The 15,694-nt window shown below is 67.6% G+C and carries 14 protein-coding genes; 9 read left to right on the top strand and 5 right to left on the bottom strand.

Going from position 1 to position 15,694, the window contains the following annotated elements; translation table 11 throughout:
• Positions 1-17: 17 nt before the first annotated feature.
• A complete protein-coding gene (locus tag HMPREF3115_RS21975) occupies positions 18-1,688 on the bottom strand; it encodes a phospholipase C (RefSeq protein ID WP_070556048.1) in 1,671 nt (556 codons plus the stop codon).
• 338 nt (positions 1,689-2,026) lie between these two features.
• Between HMPREF3115_RS21975 and HMPREF3115_RS21970 the strand changes: the two genes are divergently transcribed.
• Positions 2,027-2,884: an EamA family transporter gene (locus tag HMPREF3115_RS21970; protein ID WP_070556046.1), complete on the top strand. Its 858-nt coding sequence runs from the start codon at positions 2,027-2,029 to the stop codon at positions 2,882-2,884.
• A gap of 131 nt (positions 2,885-3,015) precedes the next feature.
• Here HMPREF3115_RS21970 and HMPREF3115_RS21965 read toward each other — a convergent pair whose 3' ends face one another.
• The gene (locus HMPREF3115_RS21965; RefSeq protein WP_006397107.1) at positions 3,016-3,489 is read right to left on the bottom strand and encodes an Lrp/AsnC family transcriptional regulator; all 474 of its coding nucleotides are present in this window, start codon (positions 3,487-3,489) and stop codon (positions 3,016-3,018) included.
• Positions 3,490-3,802: 313 nt separating this feature from the next.
• Here HMPREF3115_RS21965 and HMPREF3115_RS21960 point away from each other — a divergent pair, with 313 nt between their 5' ends.
• The 4 genes from HMPREF3115_RS21960 to HMPREF3115_RS21945 all read left to right on the top strand — a co-directional run bounded on the left by HMPREF3115_RS21960 (position 3,803) and on the right by HMPREF3115_RS21945 (position 7,431).
• Complete coding sequence (locus HMPREF3115_RS21960; RefSeq protein ID WP_006403583.1) at positions 3,803-5,188, top strand: amino acid permease; 1,386 nt, start codon at positions 3,803-3,805, stop codon at positions 5,186-5,188.
• A gap of 45 nt (positions 5,189-5,233) precedes the next feature.
• Positions 5,234-6,436, top strand: a complete 1,203-nt coding sequence (locus HMPREF3115_RS21955) for an amino acid aminotransferase (protein ID WP_059939647.1) — start codon at positions 5,234-5,236, stop codon at positions 6,434-6,436.
• Positions 6,437-6,582: 146 nt separating this feature from the next.
• Positions 6,583-6,981, top strand: a complete 399-nt coding sequence (locus HMPREF3115_RS21950) for a DUF488 domain-containing protein (RefSeq protein ID WP_070556043.1) — start codon at positions 6,583-6,585, stop codon at positions 6,979-6,981.
• Between the two features lie 210 nt (positions 6,982-7,191).
• A complete protein-coding gene (locus HMPREF3115_RS21945) occupies positions 7,192-7,431 on the top strand; it encodes a hypothetical protein (RefSeq protein WP_006397102.1) in 240 nt (79 codons plus the stop codon).
• 61 nt (positions 7,432-7,492) lie between these two features.
• Here HMPREF3115_RS21945 and HMPREF3115_RS21940 read toward each other — a convergent pair whose 3' ends face one another.
• The 3 genes from HMPREF3115_RS21940 to lhpI form a co-directional block, all read right to left on the bottom strand.
• Entirely contained in the window at positions 7,493-8,272 is a 780-nt protein-coding gene (locus HMPREF3115_RS21940; protein ID WP_059939747.1) for a helix-turn-helix domain-containing protein, read from the bottom strand.
• A 17-nt stretch (positions 8,273-8,289) separates the two neighbouring features.
• Positions 8,290-8,694, bottom strand: a complete 405-nt coding sequence (locus HMPREF3115_RS21935) for a response regulator (RefSeq protein WP_006397100.1) — start codon at positions 8,692-8,694, stop codon at positions 8,290-8,292.
• A 194-nt stretch (positions 8,695-8,888) separates the two neighbouring features.
• The gene (lhpI, locus tag HMPREF3115_RS21930; protein ID WP_006403577.1) at positions 8,889-9,821 is read right to left on the bottom strand and encodes a bifunctional Delta(1)-pyrroline-2-carboxylate/Delta(1)-piperideine-2-carboxylate reductase; all 933 of its coding nucleotides are present in this window, start codon (positions 9,819-9,821) and stop codon (positions 8,889-8,891) included.
• A gap of 233 nt (positions 9,822-10,054) precedes the next feature.
• Here lhpI and HMPREF3115_RS21925 point away from each other — a divergent pair, with 233 nt between their 5' ends.
• The 4 genes from HMPREF3115_RS21925 to HMPREF3115_RS21910 form a co-directional block, all read left to right on the top strand.
• Positions 10,055-10,789 carry a FadR/GntR family transcriptional regulator gene (locus tag HMPREF3115_RS21925; RefSeq protein WP_035487703.1) on the top strand — a complete coding sequence of 245 codons (735 nt, stop codon included), beginning with the start codon at positions 10,055-10,057 and terminating at the stop codon, positions 10,787-10,789.
• A gap of 117 nt (positions 10,790-10,906) precedes the next feature.
• The gene (locus HMPREF3115_RS21920) at positions 10,907-12,028 is read left to right on the top strand and encodes a branched-chain amino acid ABC transporter substrate-binding protein (protein WP_070556041.1); all 1,122 of its coding nucleotides are present in this window, start codon (positions 10,907-10,909) and stop codon (positions 12,026-12,028) included.
• Between the two features lie 66 nt (positions 12,029-12,094).
• Entirely contained in the window at positions 12,095-13,102 is a 1,008-nt protein-coding gene (gene lhpH / locus HMPREF3115_RS21915) for a trans-3-hydroxy-L-proline dehydratase (protein WP_070556039.1), read from the top strand.
• Between the two features lie 112 nt (positions 13,103-13,214).
• On the top strand, positions 13,215-15,694 hold a 2,480-nt coding region (locus tag HMPREF3115_RS21910; protein WP_070556084.1), incomplete at its 3' end, for a penicillin-binding protein 1A.

The raw sequence follows: 15,694 nt of genomic DNA, 5'->3' as shown, positions 1-15,694 counted from the left end.
CTGCGCGACGACGCCCGTCAGATCGACGGCGCGGCGCTCAGCGTGGTGCCTTGCGTCGGATCGAGATAGAGCGGCGTGGTATTCGGCTTCGACGCGAAGTCGAACAGCCCGCGCAGGTCGCCCGCCGATGCGTCGAACGAACCGCCGCCGATGCGCTGCCCGCCGAGCCAGTTGTCCTCGATGAAGCGCACGACGGACGCCTGGTCGATCATCGTGTGGTCGACGTAGTTCTGCTTCGCGTACGGCGAGATCACGACGAACGGAATGCGCACGCCGGGGCCGCAACGGCCGTTCACGGTGCCGCCGTTCACGCCGGTCGTGCCGCCGCTGCCGCACTGGCCGTTGCCGCTGACCTGGTCGACAGCGTCCGACGACGCGCGCGTAGGCGCCGTGTACGCATGGTCGTACCAGCCGTCCGAGTCGTCATAGGTAACGATCACTGCGGTGTTCTGCCAGTCGGGCTGCTGCTGCAGGAAGTTGACGACCTTCGTGACGAACGCCTGCTCGTCGAGCGGATCCGAGTAGCCGGCATGGCCGTCCTGCGCGGCCGGCGCCTTCAGGAAGCTGACCGACGGGAAGTTGCCGGCCTTCACGGCGGCGAAGAAGTCGTCGGTGTCGTACTGGTGATTCGCCGGTTCGGGCGTCTTGCCGTCGGTTTCGACGCTCGAGCCGATCGCCGCGATCGAGCTCGGACGCGTGTGCTGCGGATTCGCGGTCGACGCGTAGTACTGGAACCAGTTGTGATGCGGGATGTAGTCGGCGGTCGCGGCGTTCACGGCGGTCGCGACGGTGCTGCGGTTGCAGCCGGTCGTGCCGTTGCTGTTCGTCGTCGACAGGTTGAAGCCGCCCATGAAGCCGCCCCACGTGATGTGGGCCGCGTTCAGCAGGTCGCCGATGTTCTTGCCGGACATCATCGCCTGATCGGTCGTGCTCGAGCAGACGTCGTAGCCGGGATCGACGTCGTTGATCATCGTGTAGCCGCCCTGGCCGTCGTTGATGTAGTACGAGCTCTTCGCGAGCGTCGACGGCTGCGCGGACGTCTTCACGATCTGCATGCCGTTCGTCTGGCCCGACACGACGTTCAGTGCACCGGGCGTCGACGGACCGTAGACCGTCGTGTACGCGTTGTCGCTCATCGCGAAGCGCTGCGCGTAGTTCCACAGCGCGGTCACCGTATTGCCGTCGAAGTAGCCCATCACCTGGCCCTTGGTGCCGAACGCGCCGGCGCCGCCGGACGAGCCCTTGCCCGTGTATTTCGGGAACAGGTCGGCAAGGCCGTTGTCCTCGGCCTGCTGTTCGGCCGTGTACGCGTGGTTCTGGTCGGCGGTCGCCGCCTGCGTGCGGTCGAGACGGAACGGGTTCGCGGCGTCGGTGCCGTTCGCGGTGTTCGTGAAGTTCGGGTTCGCGGTGAGCAGCGTGCCCGTCAGGCCGTTGACCGTCGGCGTGCCCGCCTTGGCCGTAAACGCCGGCTCGCCGGCCGGGTTCGCCGCGTTCGGATAGGTGCCGAAGTAGTGGTCGAACGAGACGTTTTCGCCGTAGATCACGACGAGGTGCTTGATCGGCGTGGCGGTCTGCAATGCGTCCTGCGACGAGACGGGCGTCGACGTCGGATCGTCGCTGCCGCCGCAGGCGAACAGCGTCAGCGCTGCGCCGGCGCAGGCGGTAACGAGCAAGGCTTGACGGAACATCGGGAAACTCCGGGTAGGTTTTCGGCGGTGGAAGCGGCGCCGTCGCCGGGGCGTTGGACGCGGCGCGCGCGATAGAGCACCGGCATTGAAACAGCCTGACGTGAAGATATGGGGACGGACTGGTTTCGCCTGCATTGCGCTGCGGTATCGATTTCATTACTTCGTCGCGCGCGGCGAAAGACAACGGAAAGGGCGAACGGCGCGCGGGGCGCATGATGGGGAGCAGGCGTCGGCACCCGACATGAGCGAGAGGCGGTTTTTGACAACAGTGTGACAGCTTCATAGGATGAACGCCCGCTGCGGCGACTTCGCCGTGCGCGTCATCCGGAGCCGTCAGCGTGCCGATCCCCGTCCTGTTTGCCGTTCTGTGTGCCGCCTTCCTGCACGCATCGTGGAATGCGCTGGTGCGCAGCAGCGGCGACCGGTTGCGCTCGGCCACCGTCCTGCAGATCGCGATCGGCGCGTTTGCGCTGCTGTTCCTGCCCGCGGCCGCGCCGGTCGCGCCGGCGAGCTGGCTTTATGTGATCGCCTCGGCCGTGCTGCACGTCGTCTATACGCTGCTGCTCGTGCGCGCATACGAGCACGGCGATCTCAGCGTCGCGTATCCCGTCGCGCGCGGCACGGCGCCGCTGCTCGTCACGCTCGGTGCGGCGGCATTCGCCGGCGAACATTTAAGCGCGGGTGCGCAGGCCGGGCTCGTGCTGATCTGCGCGGGCATCATGGCGATCGGACTCGAGCGCGGCCGCGCCGCGACGCACGCGATGGCGCAGGTCCTGCCGACGGCATTCGCGACCGGCGTGTCGATTGCCGCATACAGCGTGGTCGACGGAATCGGCGTGCGTGAAAGCGGCAGCACGGTCGGCTATACCGCGTGGATGTTCGTGCTGACGGGTGCGCTGATGGCCGCGTACTATCGGCTGCGCGCCGGGCCGCTGCGGGTTCTGCAGGATGGGGCGGAAACGGCGAAGGCGGCGTGCGGCGGCGTATTCGCGGCGCTCGCGTACGGCATCGTGATCTGGGCGATGGACCGGGCGCCGATGGGGCCCGTATCGGCGCTGCGCGAAACGAGCGTCGTATTTGCTGCGCTGATCGCACGCGTGTATCTCGGCGAGCGGCTGACGCCGCGTCGCGCGGCCGGATGCGCCGTGATCGCGGCCGGTGCGCTGTTGATCAGTACATTCGCTGCCGTGCGCTGAGTCGCGCGGAATAGTGCGGAATGGCGCGGCGGGGTCGGCGGCCGATGCTCAAACGGAAAGACAGGGCGCCCCGCACATCGCGAGACGAAAGAGCACGACCGCCCGTGCCGCGGCAAGTGCACGATCGCCCGTCACTCTTCGACCGGCATCGCGCTCGTGCACTTGATTTCGTCGAGACAGACGCTCGAATGCACGCCGCTCACACCGGGAATGCGCATCAGCGTCTCGAGCAGGAACCTCGACAATCCCTTCAGATCGTGGGCGACAACCTTCAGCACGTAGTCGATGTCGCCCGTCACCGAGAAGCACTCCTGGATCTGCGCGAGATCGGACACGAGCTTCTGGAACTTCGACAGGTCGCGGATATGCCCGCGCTCCATCGTCACGTGCACGAACGCCGTGACGCCGAAGCCGAGCGTATCGGGGCACAGCCGCGTCTCGTAGCGGCGGATCGCGCCGATCTCCTCGAGCCGCCGGTGACGCCGCAACGTCTGCGCGGGCGACAGTCCGACCGCTTTGGCCAGTTCGAGATTCGACGCACGGCCGTTCTCCTGCAGGATCGCGAGCAGGTGGCGATCGATGCGATCGAGAACCGGTTCAGGCATTTTTGTTTCCTCATCTGTCTCCTGGATGCAATCTTATCTCATAATGTAGGGTTTGCATGAACGGGTTACGAAACCCGATTTCCCGACCGCGACGCTAAACTGACGCCGGATTTTCGTGTGCGCCCGCCTGCTGCAGCGGCGGGCGACGGCCCGGCGACCGTGCGCAGACACGGCGACGGGCATCGGGCACCGCCACGCGAAGATTGCAGTCCCCAACCCGGCGGCTCCACGAACGGCCGCCGGCACAGCAAAACAGCGCCCGGCACCCCGAAGGCGCACCGCTTCCGGCGGAGGCGGACAGAGTGGAGAAGACATGGTTTCTGGAAACGAGAAGGACGGCCTGAAGCGTGGGCTGAAGAACCGGCACATCCAGCTGATTGCGCTGGGTGGCGCGCTGGGTACGGGGCTGTTCCTGGGCATTGCGCAGACGATCAAGATGGCCGGCCCGTCCGTGCTGCTCGGCTATGCGGTGGCCGGCGTCGTCGCGTTTTTCATCATGCGTCAGCTCGGCGAGATGGTCGTCGACGAGCCCGTCGCCGGCTCGTTCAGCTATTTCGCAGACAAATACTGCGGGCACTTCACAGGTTTCCTCTCCGGCTGGAACTACTGGGTGCTCTACATCCTCGTCAGCATGGCCGAGCTGTCGGCCGTCGGCATCTACGTGCAGTACTGGTGGCCCGGCGTGCCGACGTGGGTCTCCGCGCTCGTGTTCTTCGTCGTCATCAACCTCGTCAACCTGACCAGCGTGAAGTCGTACGGCGAGACGGAATTCTGGTTCTCCATCATCAAGGTCGCCGCGATCGTCGGCATGATCGGCTTCGGCGGCTGGCTGCTCGCGAGCGGGCATGCGGGACCGGAAGCGAGCGTCGCGAACCTGTGGCAGCACGGCGGCTTCTTCCCGAACGGCGTGTCGGGCCTCGTGATGTCGATGGCCGCGATCATGTTCTCGTTCGGCGGGCTCGAACTGGTCGGGATCACGGCGGCCGAAGCCGACGATCCGAAGCGCAGCATTCCGCGCGCGACGAACCAGGTCATCTACCGGATCCTGATTTTCTACATCGGCGCGCTCGGCGTGCTGCTGTCGCTGTATCCGTGGCAAAAGGTCGTGTCCGGCGGCAGCCCGTTCGTGCTGATCTTCCATGCGCTGAGCAGCGACGTGGTCGCGAACGTGCTGAACGTCGTCGTGCTGACGGCGGCGCTGTCGGTGTACAACAGCGGCGTCTACTGCAACAGCCGGATGCTGTTCGGCCTCGCGAAGCAGGGCAATGCGCCGAAGGTGCTGTGCTCGGTCAACCGGCGCGGCATTCCGCTCGCCGCGCTCGGCGCGTCGGCACTCGCGACGGGCGTCTGCGTGCTGGTCAACTACTTCATGCCGGGCAAGGCGTTCGAAGTGCTGATGGGGCTCGTCGTGTCGGCGCTGATCATCAACTGGGCGATGATCACGCTGATCCATCTGAAGTTCCGTCAGGCCAAGCGGGCAGCCGGGGAGGAGACGTCCTTCCGCAGTCTGGGCTATCCTTTCACGAATTACCTGTGCCTGGCGTTCATGGCTGGCATTCTCGTCGTGATGTACCTGACGCCGGATCTCCGCCTGTCGGTGTACCTGATTCCCGTGTGGCTCGCGGTTCTCGCGGTCGGGTATCGCTTCCGTCAGAAGAATGCCGGCTATGCGCTGCGTAACGGCGCATCCGCACGCTGACGCGCGCCGCGCCCGATCATTCCTCCAAACGAGACCGACATAGCCATGTTCGAACATATCGAAGCGTATCCGGGCGATCCGATCCTCACGCTGAACGAGAACTTCCAGAAAGATCCGCGCGACCGCAAGGTCAACCTCAGCATCGGCATCTATTTCGATGCCGATGGGCGGATTCCGGTGATGGGCGCGGTACGCGAAGCCGAAACGGCGCTGCAGCGCGAGAGCGGCCCGAAGCCGTACCTGCCGATGGTCGGTCTGGCCGCGTATCGCGACGCGGTGCAGGCGCTCGTGTTCGGCGCCGATCATCCGGCGCGTGCGGCCGGTCGCATCGCGACCGTGCAGACGCTCGGCGGCTCGGGCGCGCTGAAGGTCGGCGCGGATTTCCTGAAGCGCTATTTCCCCGACGCGCAGGTATGGCTGAGCGATCCGAGCTGGGAAAACCACCGCTTCATCTTCGAGCGTGCGGGCTTCACGGTGAACACGTATCCGTACTACGACGAAGCGACGGGCGGTCTGAAGTTCGACGCGATGCTCGCGGCGATCGACGCGCTGCCGGCGCGCAGCGTCGTGCTGCTGCATGCGTGCTGCCATAACCCGACCGGCGTCGATCTCGACGAAGGTCAGTGGGAAAAGCTGATCGACGTGATCGAAGCGCGCGAACTGCTGCCGTTCGTCGACATGGCCTACCAGGGCTTCGGCGCGGGGCTCGACGCCGATGCGTTCGCGGTGCGCGAACTGGCGCGGCGCGGCGTGCCGGCGCTGGTCGCGAATTCGTTCTCGAAGAACTTCTCGCTGTATGGCGAACGCGTCGGCGGGCTCAGCGTCGTCTGCGAAGATGCGGCCGCCGCCGAGCGCGTGCTCGGCCAGCTTGCCGGCGCCGTGCGCTCGAACTACAGCAACCCGCAAACGTACGGTGCAAAGGTCGTGTCGGCCGTGCTCAATACGCCCGCACTGCGCAAGCAGTGGGAAGAAGAACTCGCGGCGATGTGCCGCCGCATCGCGCGCATGCGTCAGGCGATCCACGACGGGCTGCGCGATCACGTCAGCGGCGAAGCGCTCACGCGCTACGTGAAGCAGCGCGGGATGTTCACGTATACGGGCCTGACCGAATCGCAGGTCGAAGCGCTGCGCGAAGTGCACGGCGTGTACATCCTGCGCTCGGGCCGCATGTGCGTGGCCGGGCTGAACGATTCGAACGTCGGCATCGTCGCGGATGCGATCGGCAAGGTGCTGAAGAGCGGCGTCTGAACGCGGTTGCATGCGTCGCGAAAACCGGCTGTCTCCTCGACGGAGGCAGCCGGTTTTTTTATGCTGCCGTCCGCCGCCGCCCCCCTGTCGCGGTCGCAGGCACAGCAGTACGATCACGGAATCGTACGCAGATCGACACGGAACGCATGGGTATACGGATCGTACAGCTGGGATCGCCGCGCGCAACGGGCGAAGGGGTGCGGATCGGCACGGTGCGGCGGCCGCCGCGCGGCGTGCCGAAAGCCGAATTCGCCTCGCGCGATTATTACGACGTGTGGCTGCCGACGCTGTCGCCGAGCGCCGAACTCGTCGCGCAGGCGCAGGCCGCCGAAAGCGACGCCGAATGGCGCGCGTTCAAGCGTCACTTCCGTGCCGAAATGGCGCATGGCGATGCGGCGAAGGTGCTCGATCTGCTCGCGGCGCTGTCGGCGACGACCGCGTTCTCGATCGGCTGCTATTGCGACGACGAAAACCGCTGCCACCGCAGCGTGCTGCGCGAACTGCTCGCCGAACGCGGCGCGACGATCGAACCGGCCGCACGATAACGGCGCCGCCCGCTTGACGCAGATCAAGCGTGCGGCGGCACGCGCCACTATGCTCACGTGAACGGATGCGGGCGCCCGCCCGCGCAGGCGCGGCCGCCGATCGCGCCGCCGGGCACGGCGAATGCTCGACGAAACCGACGGCCGACCCATGCCGCAGCTTCAGGCGGCGCGGCCATCGCCGGTTCGACGGCCGACACCGCAGGAGGAGTCATGACACTGCAGGGCAACATTCACGAGCGCGACTGGTCGGTCGAAGTCGAGACGCGGCCGTGCGAATCGGGCGAGTTCCGCTGCCGCGTATCGGTCGAGCACGGCACGGGTGCCGGGCGATTTCACCATACGTTCGAGCACAGCCACGCGTATCCGACCGAGCACGAAGCGATGATCGAAGGTTTGCGCGCCGGGATGACGTGGATCGAACTGAAGATGTCGCAGGCGTTCAACGTCTGAGGTTCACAGGCGACCGCCGGCGGCTGGCGGGCCGCCGCAGCCGCGCGTCGGTTCGCGTGCGTCACACGCGGGAGAGCGCCTGCGCGTCGAGAATGCGCACGCGTTTGCCGCGCGTTTCCACGAGCGCGTCGCGATGGAAGCGCGAGAACATCCGGCTGACCGTTTCCAGCTTCATCCCGAGATAGCAGCCGATTTCCTCGCGCGTCATCCGCAGATTGAATTCCGAGGCCGAATAGCCGCGCGCCTGGAAGCGCGACGACAGATTCAGCAGAAAATGCGCGACGCGCTGCTCGGCCGACATCGTGCCGAGCAGCAGCATCTGGCTCGATTCGCGCACGATCTCGCTGCTGAGCAGCTGATAGAGGAAGTGCTGCATCGGCTTGATCTCGCGGCACGCTGCTTCGAGCGCGTCGAACGGGATGATGCACACGACGCTGTCCTCGAGCGCGATCGCGTCGCAGCAGTGCCGACCGCTGCCGATGCCGTCGAGGCCGAGCGTTTCGCCGGCGATCTGGAAACCCGTCACGTGCTCGCGGCCGTCGCGATGCATCATCACCGTCTTGAACGAGCCGGCGCGTACCGCGTACAGACTGTGGAACGGATCGTCCGCGCGGAACAGCGCATCGCCCTGACGCACGTGGCGCGTCGCGCAGATGATCGCGTCGAGGCGGCTGTACTCGGCCGCGGTCAGGTGCGGCGGCAGGCACATCGCGCGCATCGCGCACGCGGAGCAGCGCGCGGCTGCCGGCTTGGCCGAATCGGCGCGCGCGATGGCCTGAAACGGGCTCGGTTGCGGGCCGGTCACGGGCGCGTCGAGGACGCAGGCGGTAGCAGTGGACATGAGACACTCCGGCACGGTCAAGGTCGGTGCGCGCGTGCGTGCACCAGCGATTCGATCAGGCGGCACGCGGCGTCGAATTCGACGGTCTTGTCGAAGAAATAATCGGCGCCGGCAGCCGCGCACGCCTGTCTGAATGCCGGCGCGGAATGGTTCGTCAGCACGATCGTGACGATGCGCGGGACGGCCTTCGACAACATCCCGATCAGGTCCAGGCCGCTGCCGTCGGCAAGCCGCAGATCGACGATCACGACGTCGGCCCGGCTGCGGTGGATCTGTGTCCACGCGCGCTGGCCGTCCTCCGCTTCGCCGACGACCGCGACGCCGCGGATCGCGCCGACGAGCAGCGCGATCCGGCGCCGCACGGGTACGGCATGGTCGACGAGGAATACCCGCAGCACAGCGGGCGACGGACCGGCATTCATCGAGCCAGTATCGTGCTGCGCCGCGGAAAAGGAAATCGGCGGAATTGGAAGTTGGCGTAGGCCGCTTCGTCGCGTTGTAGGGGTTTTCCTACAGTGGGTGCGGCGCAACGAACGCGGGCGCGCAGCGGGTACCGCATGCTGCGCGCCGCGGGCGCGGCTCGGCGCTGCGTCGGCGGCTCAATGTTGGGCGCCGTTCAGCGCTGCGCGCGCGCGGCGAGCGCATCGCGCGCGGTGCGGCATGCGGCGAGATCCCATGCCGCGCAGCCGACCGTCTTGAACAGCATCGGGCCGCCGCGCGCGAATGTGCCGTTCAGCACGTCGGCGAGCGAGGCGACCTGCTGCCAGTCGACGTTCGCGCCGATCAGGTCGCCCGCTTCATGGCGTGCGCCGGCCGGATCGTCGACGACGAGCCGGCTGTGCCGCACGGTGTCCGCCGCGATTTCGGCCGCATCCGCCGTGAACGCGCCGACGCCGACCACGAGCCGGCCTTCGCGCGCCGCGTCGCGATAGACGGGCGTGCGGCTCGTCGTCAGCGTAACGACGACGTCGATCGCATCGGGAATCGCATCGTCGTCGAGCGGCACGAGCTGCGGCGCGTGCGCGCGATGTGCCGCGCAGAATTCAGCCGCGCTCGCGGCCCGCGAACCGCGCACGTGCAGCCGCGCGTCGGGAAAGAGCGCCGTGAACGCCTCCGCGTGATTCGCGGCCTGCTTGCCCGTGCCGATCAGCAGGATGTCGCGCGGCGTGCCGTGCAGCGCCTGGACGCCGAGCGCGGTGACGGCTGCCGTGCGGCGACCGGTGACGGTCGGGCCGTCGAGCACGAAGCGCATCTCGCCGGTCGTCGCATCGCACGCGATCACCTGGCCGAGGATCGTCGGCAGCCCGCGCGCCGCATTGCCGGGACACACGTTGACGAGCTTGTGGATCGCGAGATCGTGCGCGCTGGACGGCATCGACAGCATCACGCCGCCGGCCTGCAGCGGCACGACGAGCCGCTCGGGGCTGACGATCTTTCCGGCCGCGTAGTCGGCGACGGTGCGGGCGAGCGTGGCGAGCAGCGCGTGGTAGTCGAGCAGCGCGGCCGTATCGGCAGCGTCGAAAACGGGAGTCCGGGAGAGAGCGGTCATCGTAGGCGTCGGTGAGCGTGGACGAGCGCGCGGTGCGCGCGACGGGCTGCCGGATACCGCGACAGGTGGCAGGCTGGATCGAATTTATACCAGTTTGCCGCGCGGCGGCAAGTCCGGAAACCGAGCGTCCGGCCGAGTTTGGTTCTAATATCTGTCCACCGATCGCTGTCGCGCGCCGCGCGGGCGATCGATCCGTTTCGATTCTCATCCGACCACGCAGGAGCCCCCAGACGATGTCCGCGCGTCCCGAATCCCCCGAAGGCGGTTTCCGCCCGCTGCAAATCTACGAGCAGGTTGCGGAGAAGATCCGGGACGAGATTCGTGCCGGACGCTATGCGCCCGACACGCGGCTGCCGTCCGAGCGCGAGCTCGCGGCGCTATTCCAGGTCGGGCGGCCCGCGGTGCGCGAAGCGATCGGTGCGTTGCAGAACGAGGGGCTCGTGTTCACGAAGCGCAATTCGGGCACCTACGTCGTGTCGTCGCCGCTCGACGTGCTCGCGCAGCGCGGCGACGCGCGCGATCCGTCCGAAGCCGACGTGAGCCCGACGTCGACGCTCGACGTGCGGTTGATCCTCGAACCCGCGATCGCACGGCTCGCCGCCGCGCACGGGCGCGCCGATCCGGTCGCCGAGCGCTATCTCGCGCAGATGGAAACGATCAGCGACATCGACGATCCGCGGCAGCGCGCGCTATGGAACGAGAGCGACCGGCTGTTCCATCGGCAACTCGCGCTGATGACCGGCGACGCATTGATCGTGAAGATCGCCGACGAAGTCGCGAAGACGATGGATCAGCCGTTGTGGAAGCGGCTCAAGGACGACGGCATCTACGACGCAGGCCGGATCCGGCTCTACGTGTCCGAACACCGGCTGATCTACGAAGCGATCGTGTCCGGCGATGCGGACGCGGCCGCGTTCTACGTCGAGCAGCACATCCGGCGCGTTCGACGCGACATCGCGCCGAAATAGCGGTGCGCCGATCTGGTCGGCATCGGAACCAGATTGCTACCGATTATTTTGAAATTGCTTGCGGGCCGACCACGCGTCGTCTACATTGGTTGCGATCCAACCAGTCGGGAGCGCGTCATGCGATACCTCGTTACCGTGCTGTCGGTTGCCGTCGCGGCCGGCACGCTCGCGTCGGCTCATGCGCAGGAAGTCGTGACGATCGGCCACTCGGCGCCGCTCACGGGCCCGCAGGCCGCGAACGGCAAGGACAACGAAAACGGCGCGCGGCTCGCGGTCGACGAACTGAACCGGGCCGGCGTGAAGGTCGCGGGCAAGACGGTCACGTTCCGGCTGCTGTCGGAGGACGATCAGGCCGATCCGAAGGTCGGCGTGCAGGTCGCACAGAACCTCGTCGACAAGGGCGTCGTCGCGGTGCTCGGCCCGTACAACTCGGGCGTCGCGATTCCGGCGTCGCGCGTGTATGCGAACGCCGGCGTGCCGATCCTGCCGGTCGCGTCGAATCCGGCGCTCACGCGGCAGGGCTTCAAGAACATCTTCCGGATCGGTGCGAGCGACGAGCGGCTCGGCGGCAGGATGGCCGCGTTCGCCGCGACGACGCTGAACGCGAAGACGGCCGCGATCATCGACGATCGGACCGCATACGGACAAGGGATCGCCGAGCAGTTCGCGAAAGTCGCGAAGGCCAACGGCATCCGGATCGTCGACCAGGAATACACGAATTCGTCGGCGACCGATTTCCTCGGGATCCTCACGAAGATCAAGGCCGGCAATCCGGACGTGATCTTCTTCGGCGGCTATGCGGCGCAAGGCGCGCCGATGGCCAGGCAGATGAAGCAGCGCGGGCTGCGCGCGAAGCTGCTCGGCGGCGACGGCATCTGCTCGGCCGACATGGGCAAGGTGGCGGGCGAGGCGGCGTCGATCGTCTACTGCGCACAAGGCGGCGTCGCACTCGACAAGACGCCGGCCGGCCGCGCATTCCTGAAGAAGTATCACGACACCTATCACACCGACACGCAGGTGTACGCCGTGAACTATTACGACGGCGTGAAGCTGCTCGCCGATGCGATGGCCAAGGCCGGCACGACCACCGACAAGGCGAAGCTGATCGCGCAGCTCGCGAAGTCGGACTACGCGGGCGTCGCGGGCACCTATTCGTTCGACGCGAACGGCGACCTGCAGGGCGCGCCGACGACCGTCTACGTGATCCGCAACGGCTTGCCCGAGCCCTACGCGCGATAGCCGTACGCCCGTCACCGGCGGCGCGCCGCGCCGCCGTCGTTTCGCGTTCACGTTCTCGAGTCGATCATGAAGATCTCCCGATCCCTGTCCACCGTCGAAGTCCATACGGGCGGCGAAGCGTTCCGCATCGTCACGAGCGGGCTGCCGCGTCTGCCGGGCGACACGATCGTGCGGCGCCGCGCATGGCTGAAAGAGCACGCCGACGAGATCCGCCGCGCGCTGATGTTCGAGCCGCGCGGCCACGCCGACATGTACGGCGGCTATCTGACCGAGCCCGTGTCGCCGAACGCGGATTTCGGCGTGATCTTCGTGCACAACGAAGGCTATAGCGACCATTGCGGGCACGGCGTGATCGCGCTGTCGACTGCGGCGGTCGAACTCGGCTGGGTGCAGCGCACGGTGCCGGAAACGCGCGTCGGCATCGATGCGCCGTGCGGCTTCATCGAGGCGTTCGTCCAGTGGGGCGGCGAGCACGCGGGCCCCGTGCGTTTCGTCAACGTGCCGTCGTTCATCTGGCAGCGCGACGTGTCGGTCGACACGCCGTCGTTCGGCACCGTGACCGGCGACATCGCGTATGGCGGCGCGTTCTATTTCTACGTCGACGGCGCGCCGTTCGATCTGCCCGTGCGCGAATCGGCCGTCGAACGGCTGATCCGCTTCGGCGCGGAAGTGAAGGCCGCCGCGAACGCGAAGTATCCGGTCGTGCATCCGGAGATTCCGGAAATCGATCACATCTACGGGACGATCATCGCGAACGCACCGCGCGATCCGCGCTCGACGCAGGCGAACTGCTGCGTATTCGCGGACCGCGAAGTCGACCGTTCGCCGACCGGTTCCGGCACCGGCGGCCGCGTCGCGCAGCTCTATCAGCGCGGGCTGCTCGCGGCCGGCGACACGCTCGTCAACGAGTCGATCGTCGGCACCGTGTTCAAGGGGCGCGTGCTGCGCGAGACGACGGTCGGCGGGATGCCGGCCGTGATCCCGGAAGTGGAGGGCAGTGCGCACATCTGCGGTTTCGCGAACTGGATCGTCGACGAACGCGACCCGCTGACCTACGGTTTCCTCGTGCGCTGAACGCTTGCGCCGCCGGGCGTGCGCCGCGCGGCGGGGCGTCGCGCGAGTTTTGGTACGATGCTGCCTTTCCAGCAGATCCCCGACCCGCGTGAATCGCCGAAACGAGTCGTCCGTGCGCGACCTTCTTGCCCAATGGGTTGCGCGCGCGCAACCGGCCGCGGCCGCCGCCGCCGTGCCCGTCAAGCGTATGCTGGCCGCCGGCTGGCACCATCTCCGTCATCCGACGCGCCGCGGCGTGCTGCTTGCGGCCGCCGCCGTGCCTGCACTATTCGCGTTGTACGTGCTCGCGCTCGTGCCGTTCACGCCCGGCATCGGCGACATCCGCAAGGCGCGCGTCGATCAGCCGGCGCGCGTGCTGTCGGCGGACGGCAAGCTGCTCGCCGAGTTCAAGCCGTCGAACCGCGAATGGGTGCCGCTCGCACAGATCTCGCCGCACGTGGTCGATGCGCTGATCGCGACCGAGGATCACCGGTTCTACCAGCATCATGGCCTCGACTGGCGACGCACCGCGTCGGCCGCACTCCACACGTTCTCCGGCGACCGGCAGGGCGGCTCGACGATCACGCAGCAGCTCGCGCGCAATCTGTATCCGGACGAGATCGGCCGCGCGCCGACGCTCACGCGCAAGCTGAAGGAGGCGATCACCGCGCTGAAGATCGAGGCCGTGTACAGCAAGGACCAGATCCTCGAGACCTACCTGAACACGGTGCCGTTCCTCTACAACGCGTACGGCGTCGAGATGGCCGCGCGCACCTACTTCGACAAGTCGGCCGACGAACTCGACGTGCTCGACAGCGCGACGCTCGTCGGCATGCTGAAAGGCAACAGCTACTACAACCCGGTGCTGAACCCGGAACGCGCGCTGCAGCGGCGCAATACGGTGCTCGGCCAGATGGTGAAGTACGGAAAGCTGACGCCCGCGCAGTTCGCGCAACTGCAGCGCCGGCCGCTGCGGATCGACTTCGAGCGGCAGAAGGAGCCGCCGGGGCCGGCACCGCACTTTGCGCAACAGCTGCGCAAATGGCTGATCGCGTGGGCCGACCGCAACGACTACAACATCTATTCGGACGGGCTGATCGTCCGCACGACGATCGACGCGCGGCTGCAGCAGATGGCGACGCAGGCGCTGATCCTGCAGACGAACGAACTGCAGCGCATCGCGAACAACGCGTGGAGCGGCCGCGACGGCTGCGGGACCGACAACGAAGTGTTCCGCACTTTCATGCGCGAATCGCCCGAATACAAGGCCGCGCAGGATGCCGGCAAGGACGACGCGGCCGCGATGAAGGCGCTCGCCGCGGATCGCGGCTTCATGCGTGCGCTGTGCAAGGCGAAGACCGACGTGCAGGCCGGCTTCGTCGCGATCGATCCGCGCGACGGGCAGATCCGCGCGTGGGTCGGCAGCCGCGACTTCGCGAGCGAGCCGTTCGACCATGTCGCGCAGGCGCGGCGGCAGCCGGGCTCGACGTTCAAGGCGTTCGTGTACGGCGCTGCGTTCGAGCGCGGCATGAAGCCCGACGATACCTTCGTCGACCAGCCGGTGGAGATCCCGCTGAAAGGCGGCGAGGTATGGCGGCCGAACGACGACGTGCCGCCGACCGGCAAGCCGATGACGCTGCGCGATGCGCTTGCGCTGTCGCGCAACCGGATCACGGCGCAGGTGATGGAGAAGGTCGGCCCTGCGGCGGTCGCGCGGCTCGCGCGCGACATGGGCGTGCGCGAGAGTCCGCTCGAGCGCGTGCCGTCGCTCGCGCTCGGGACGAGCCCCGTGACGCTGAAGGAGATGGTCGCCTCGTACGCGACGATCGCGAACGACGGGCTGTACGTCGAGCCGCAGATGGTGACGCGGATCGAGAACCGCAACGGCGACGTGCTGGCCGAGTTCGCGCCGGCGCCGCCGGAACGCGCGCTCGATGCGGAAGCCGACAAGACGCTGCTCGACACGATGCGCAACGTCGTCACGCGCGGCACCGGCGCGAGCATCCGCACGCGCTTCGGCGTGCGCGGCGACGTGGCCGGCAAGACCGGTACGACGCAGGACAACGCGGACGGCTGGTTCATCCTGATGCAGCCCGCGCTCGTCGCCGGCGCGTGGGTCGGCTTCGACGACGGCCGCGTGACGCTGCGCAGCGACTACTGGGGGCAGGGCGCGCACAGCGCGCTGCCGATCGTCGGCGATTTCTTCCAGCGTGCACAGCGTGCTCGGCTGATCGATCCGAAGGCGACTTTCGATACGGAGCCGTCGCCGGGCTGGTTCGCGTCGGTGCGCGAGCGCGTGACGGATCTGTTCGACACGTGGTTCAGACCCGAGCCGAACAAGGCAGCCGCGCCGGTCAAGGTCCAGCGGACGCCGCGCAAGCCCGAGCCGGCCGATGCCGGTGCGGCGTCGAGCGAAGCGGCCGCGTCGGCCGCCGGTGCCGCGTCGGACGGCATCGTCGAAGAATGGGTGCCGGCGTCCGAAGTGGCGGCGTCCGCTGCCGCGCTGTCGGGCGCGGGTTCTGAGCCTTCGGTGCTGCAGCCGCCGCCGCAGGTTCAGCCGCCTGCGTCGCCCGCGCCGGGCACCGCGACACCGGGCGGCGCGGGCGGCGGCAG

The sequence above is a fragment of the Burkholderia sp. HMSC10F09 genome (assembly GCF_001806955.1).
Lineage (GTDB): Bacteria > Pseudomonadota > Gammaproteobacteria > Burkholderiales > Burkholderiaceae > Burkholderia > Burkholderia multivorans.
The sequence above is the reverse complement of the archived record's forward strand: the minus strand, read 5'-3'. Positions and strand labels throughout refer to the sequence as shown.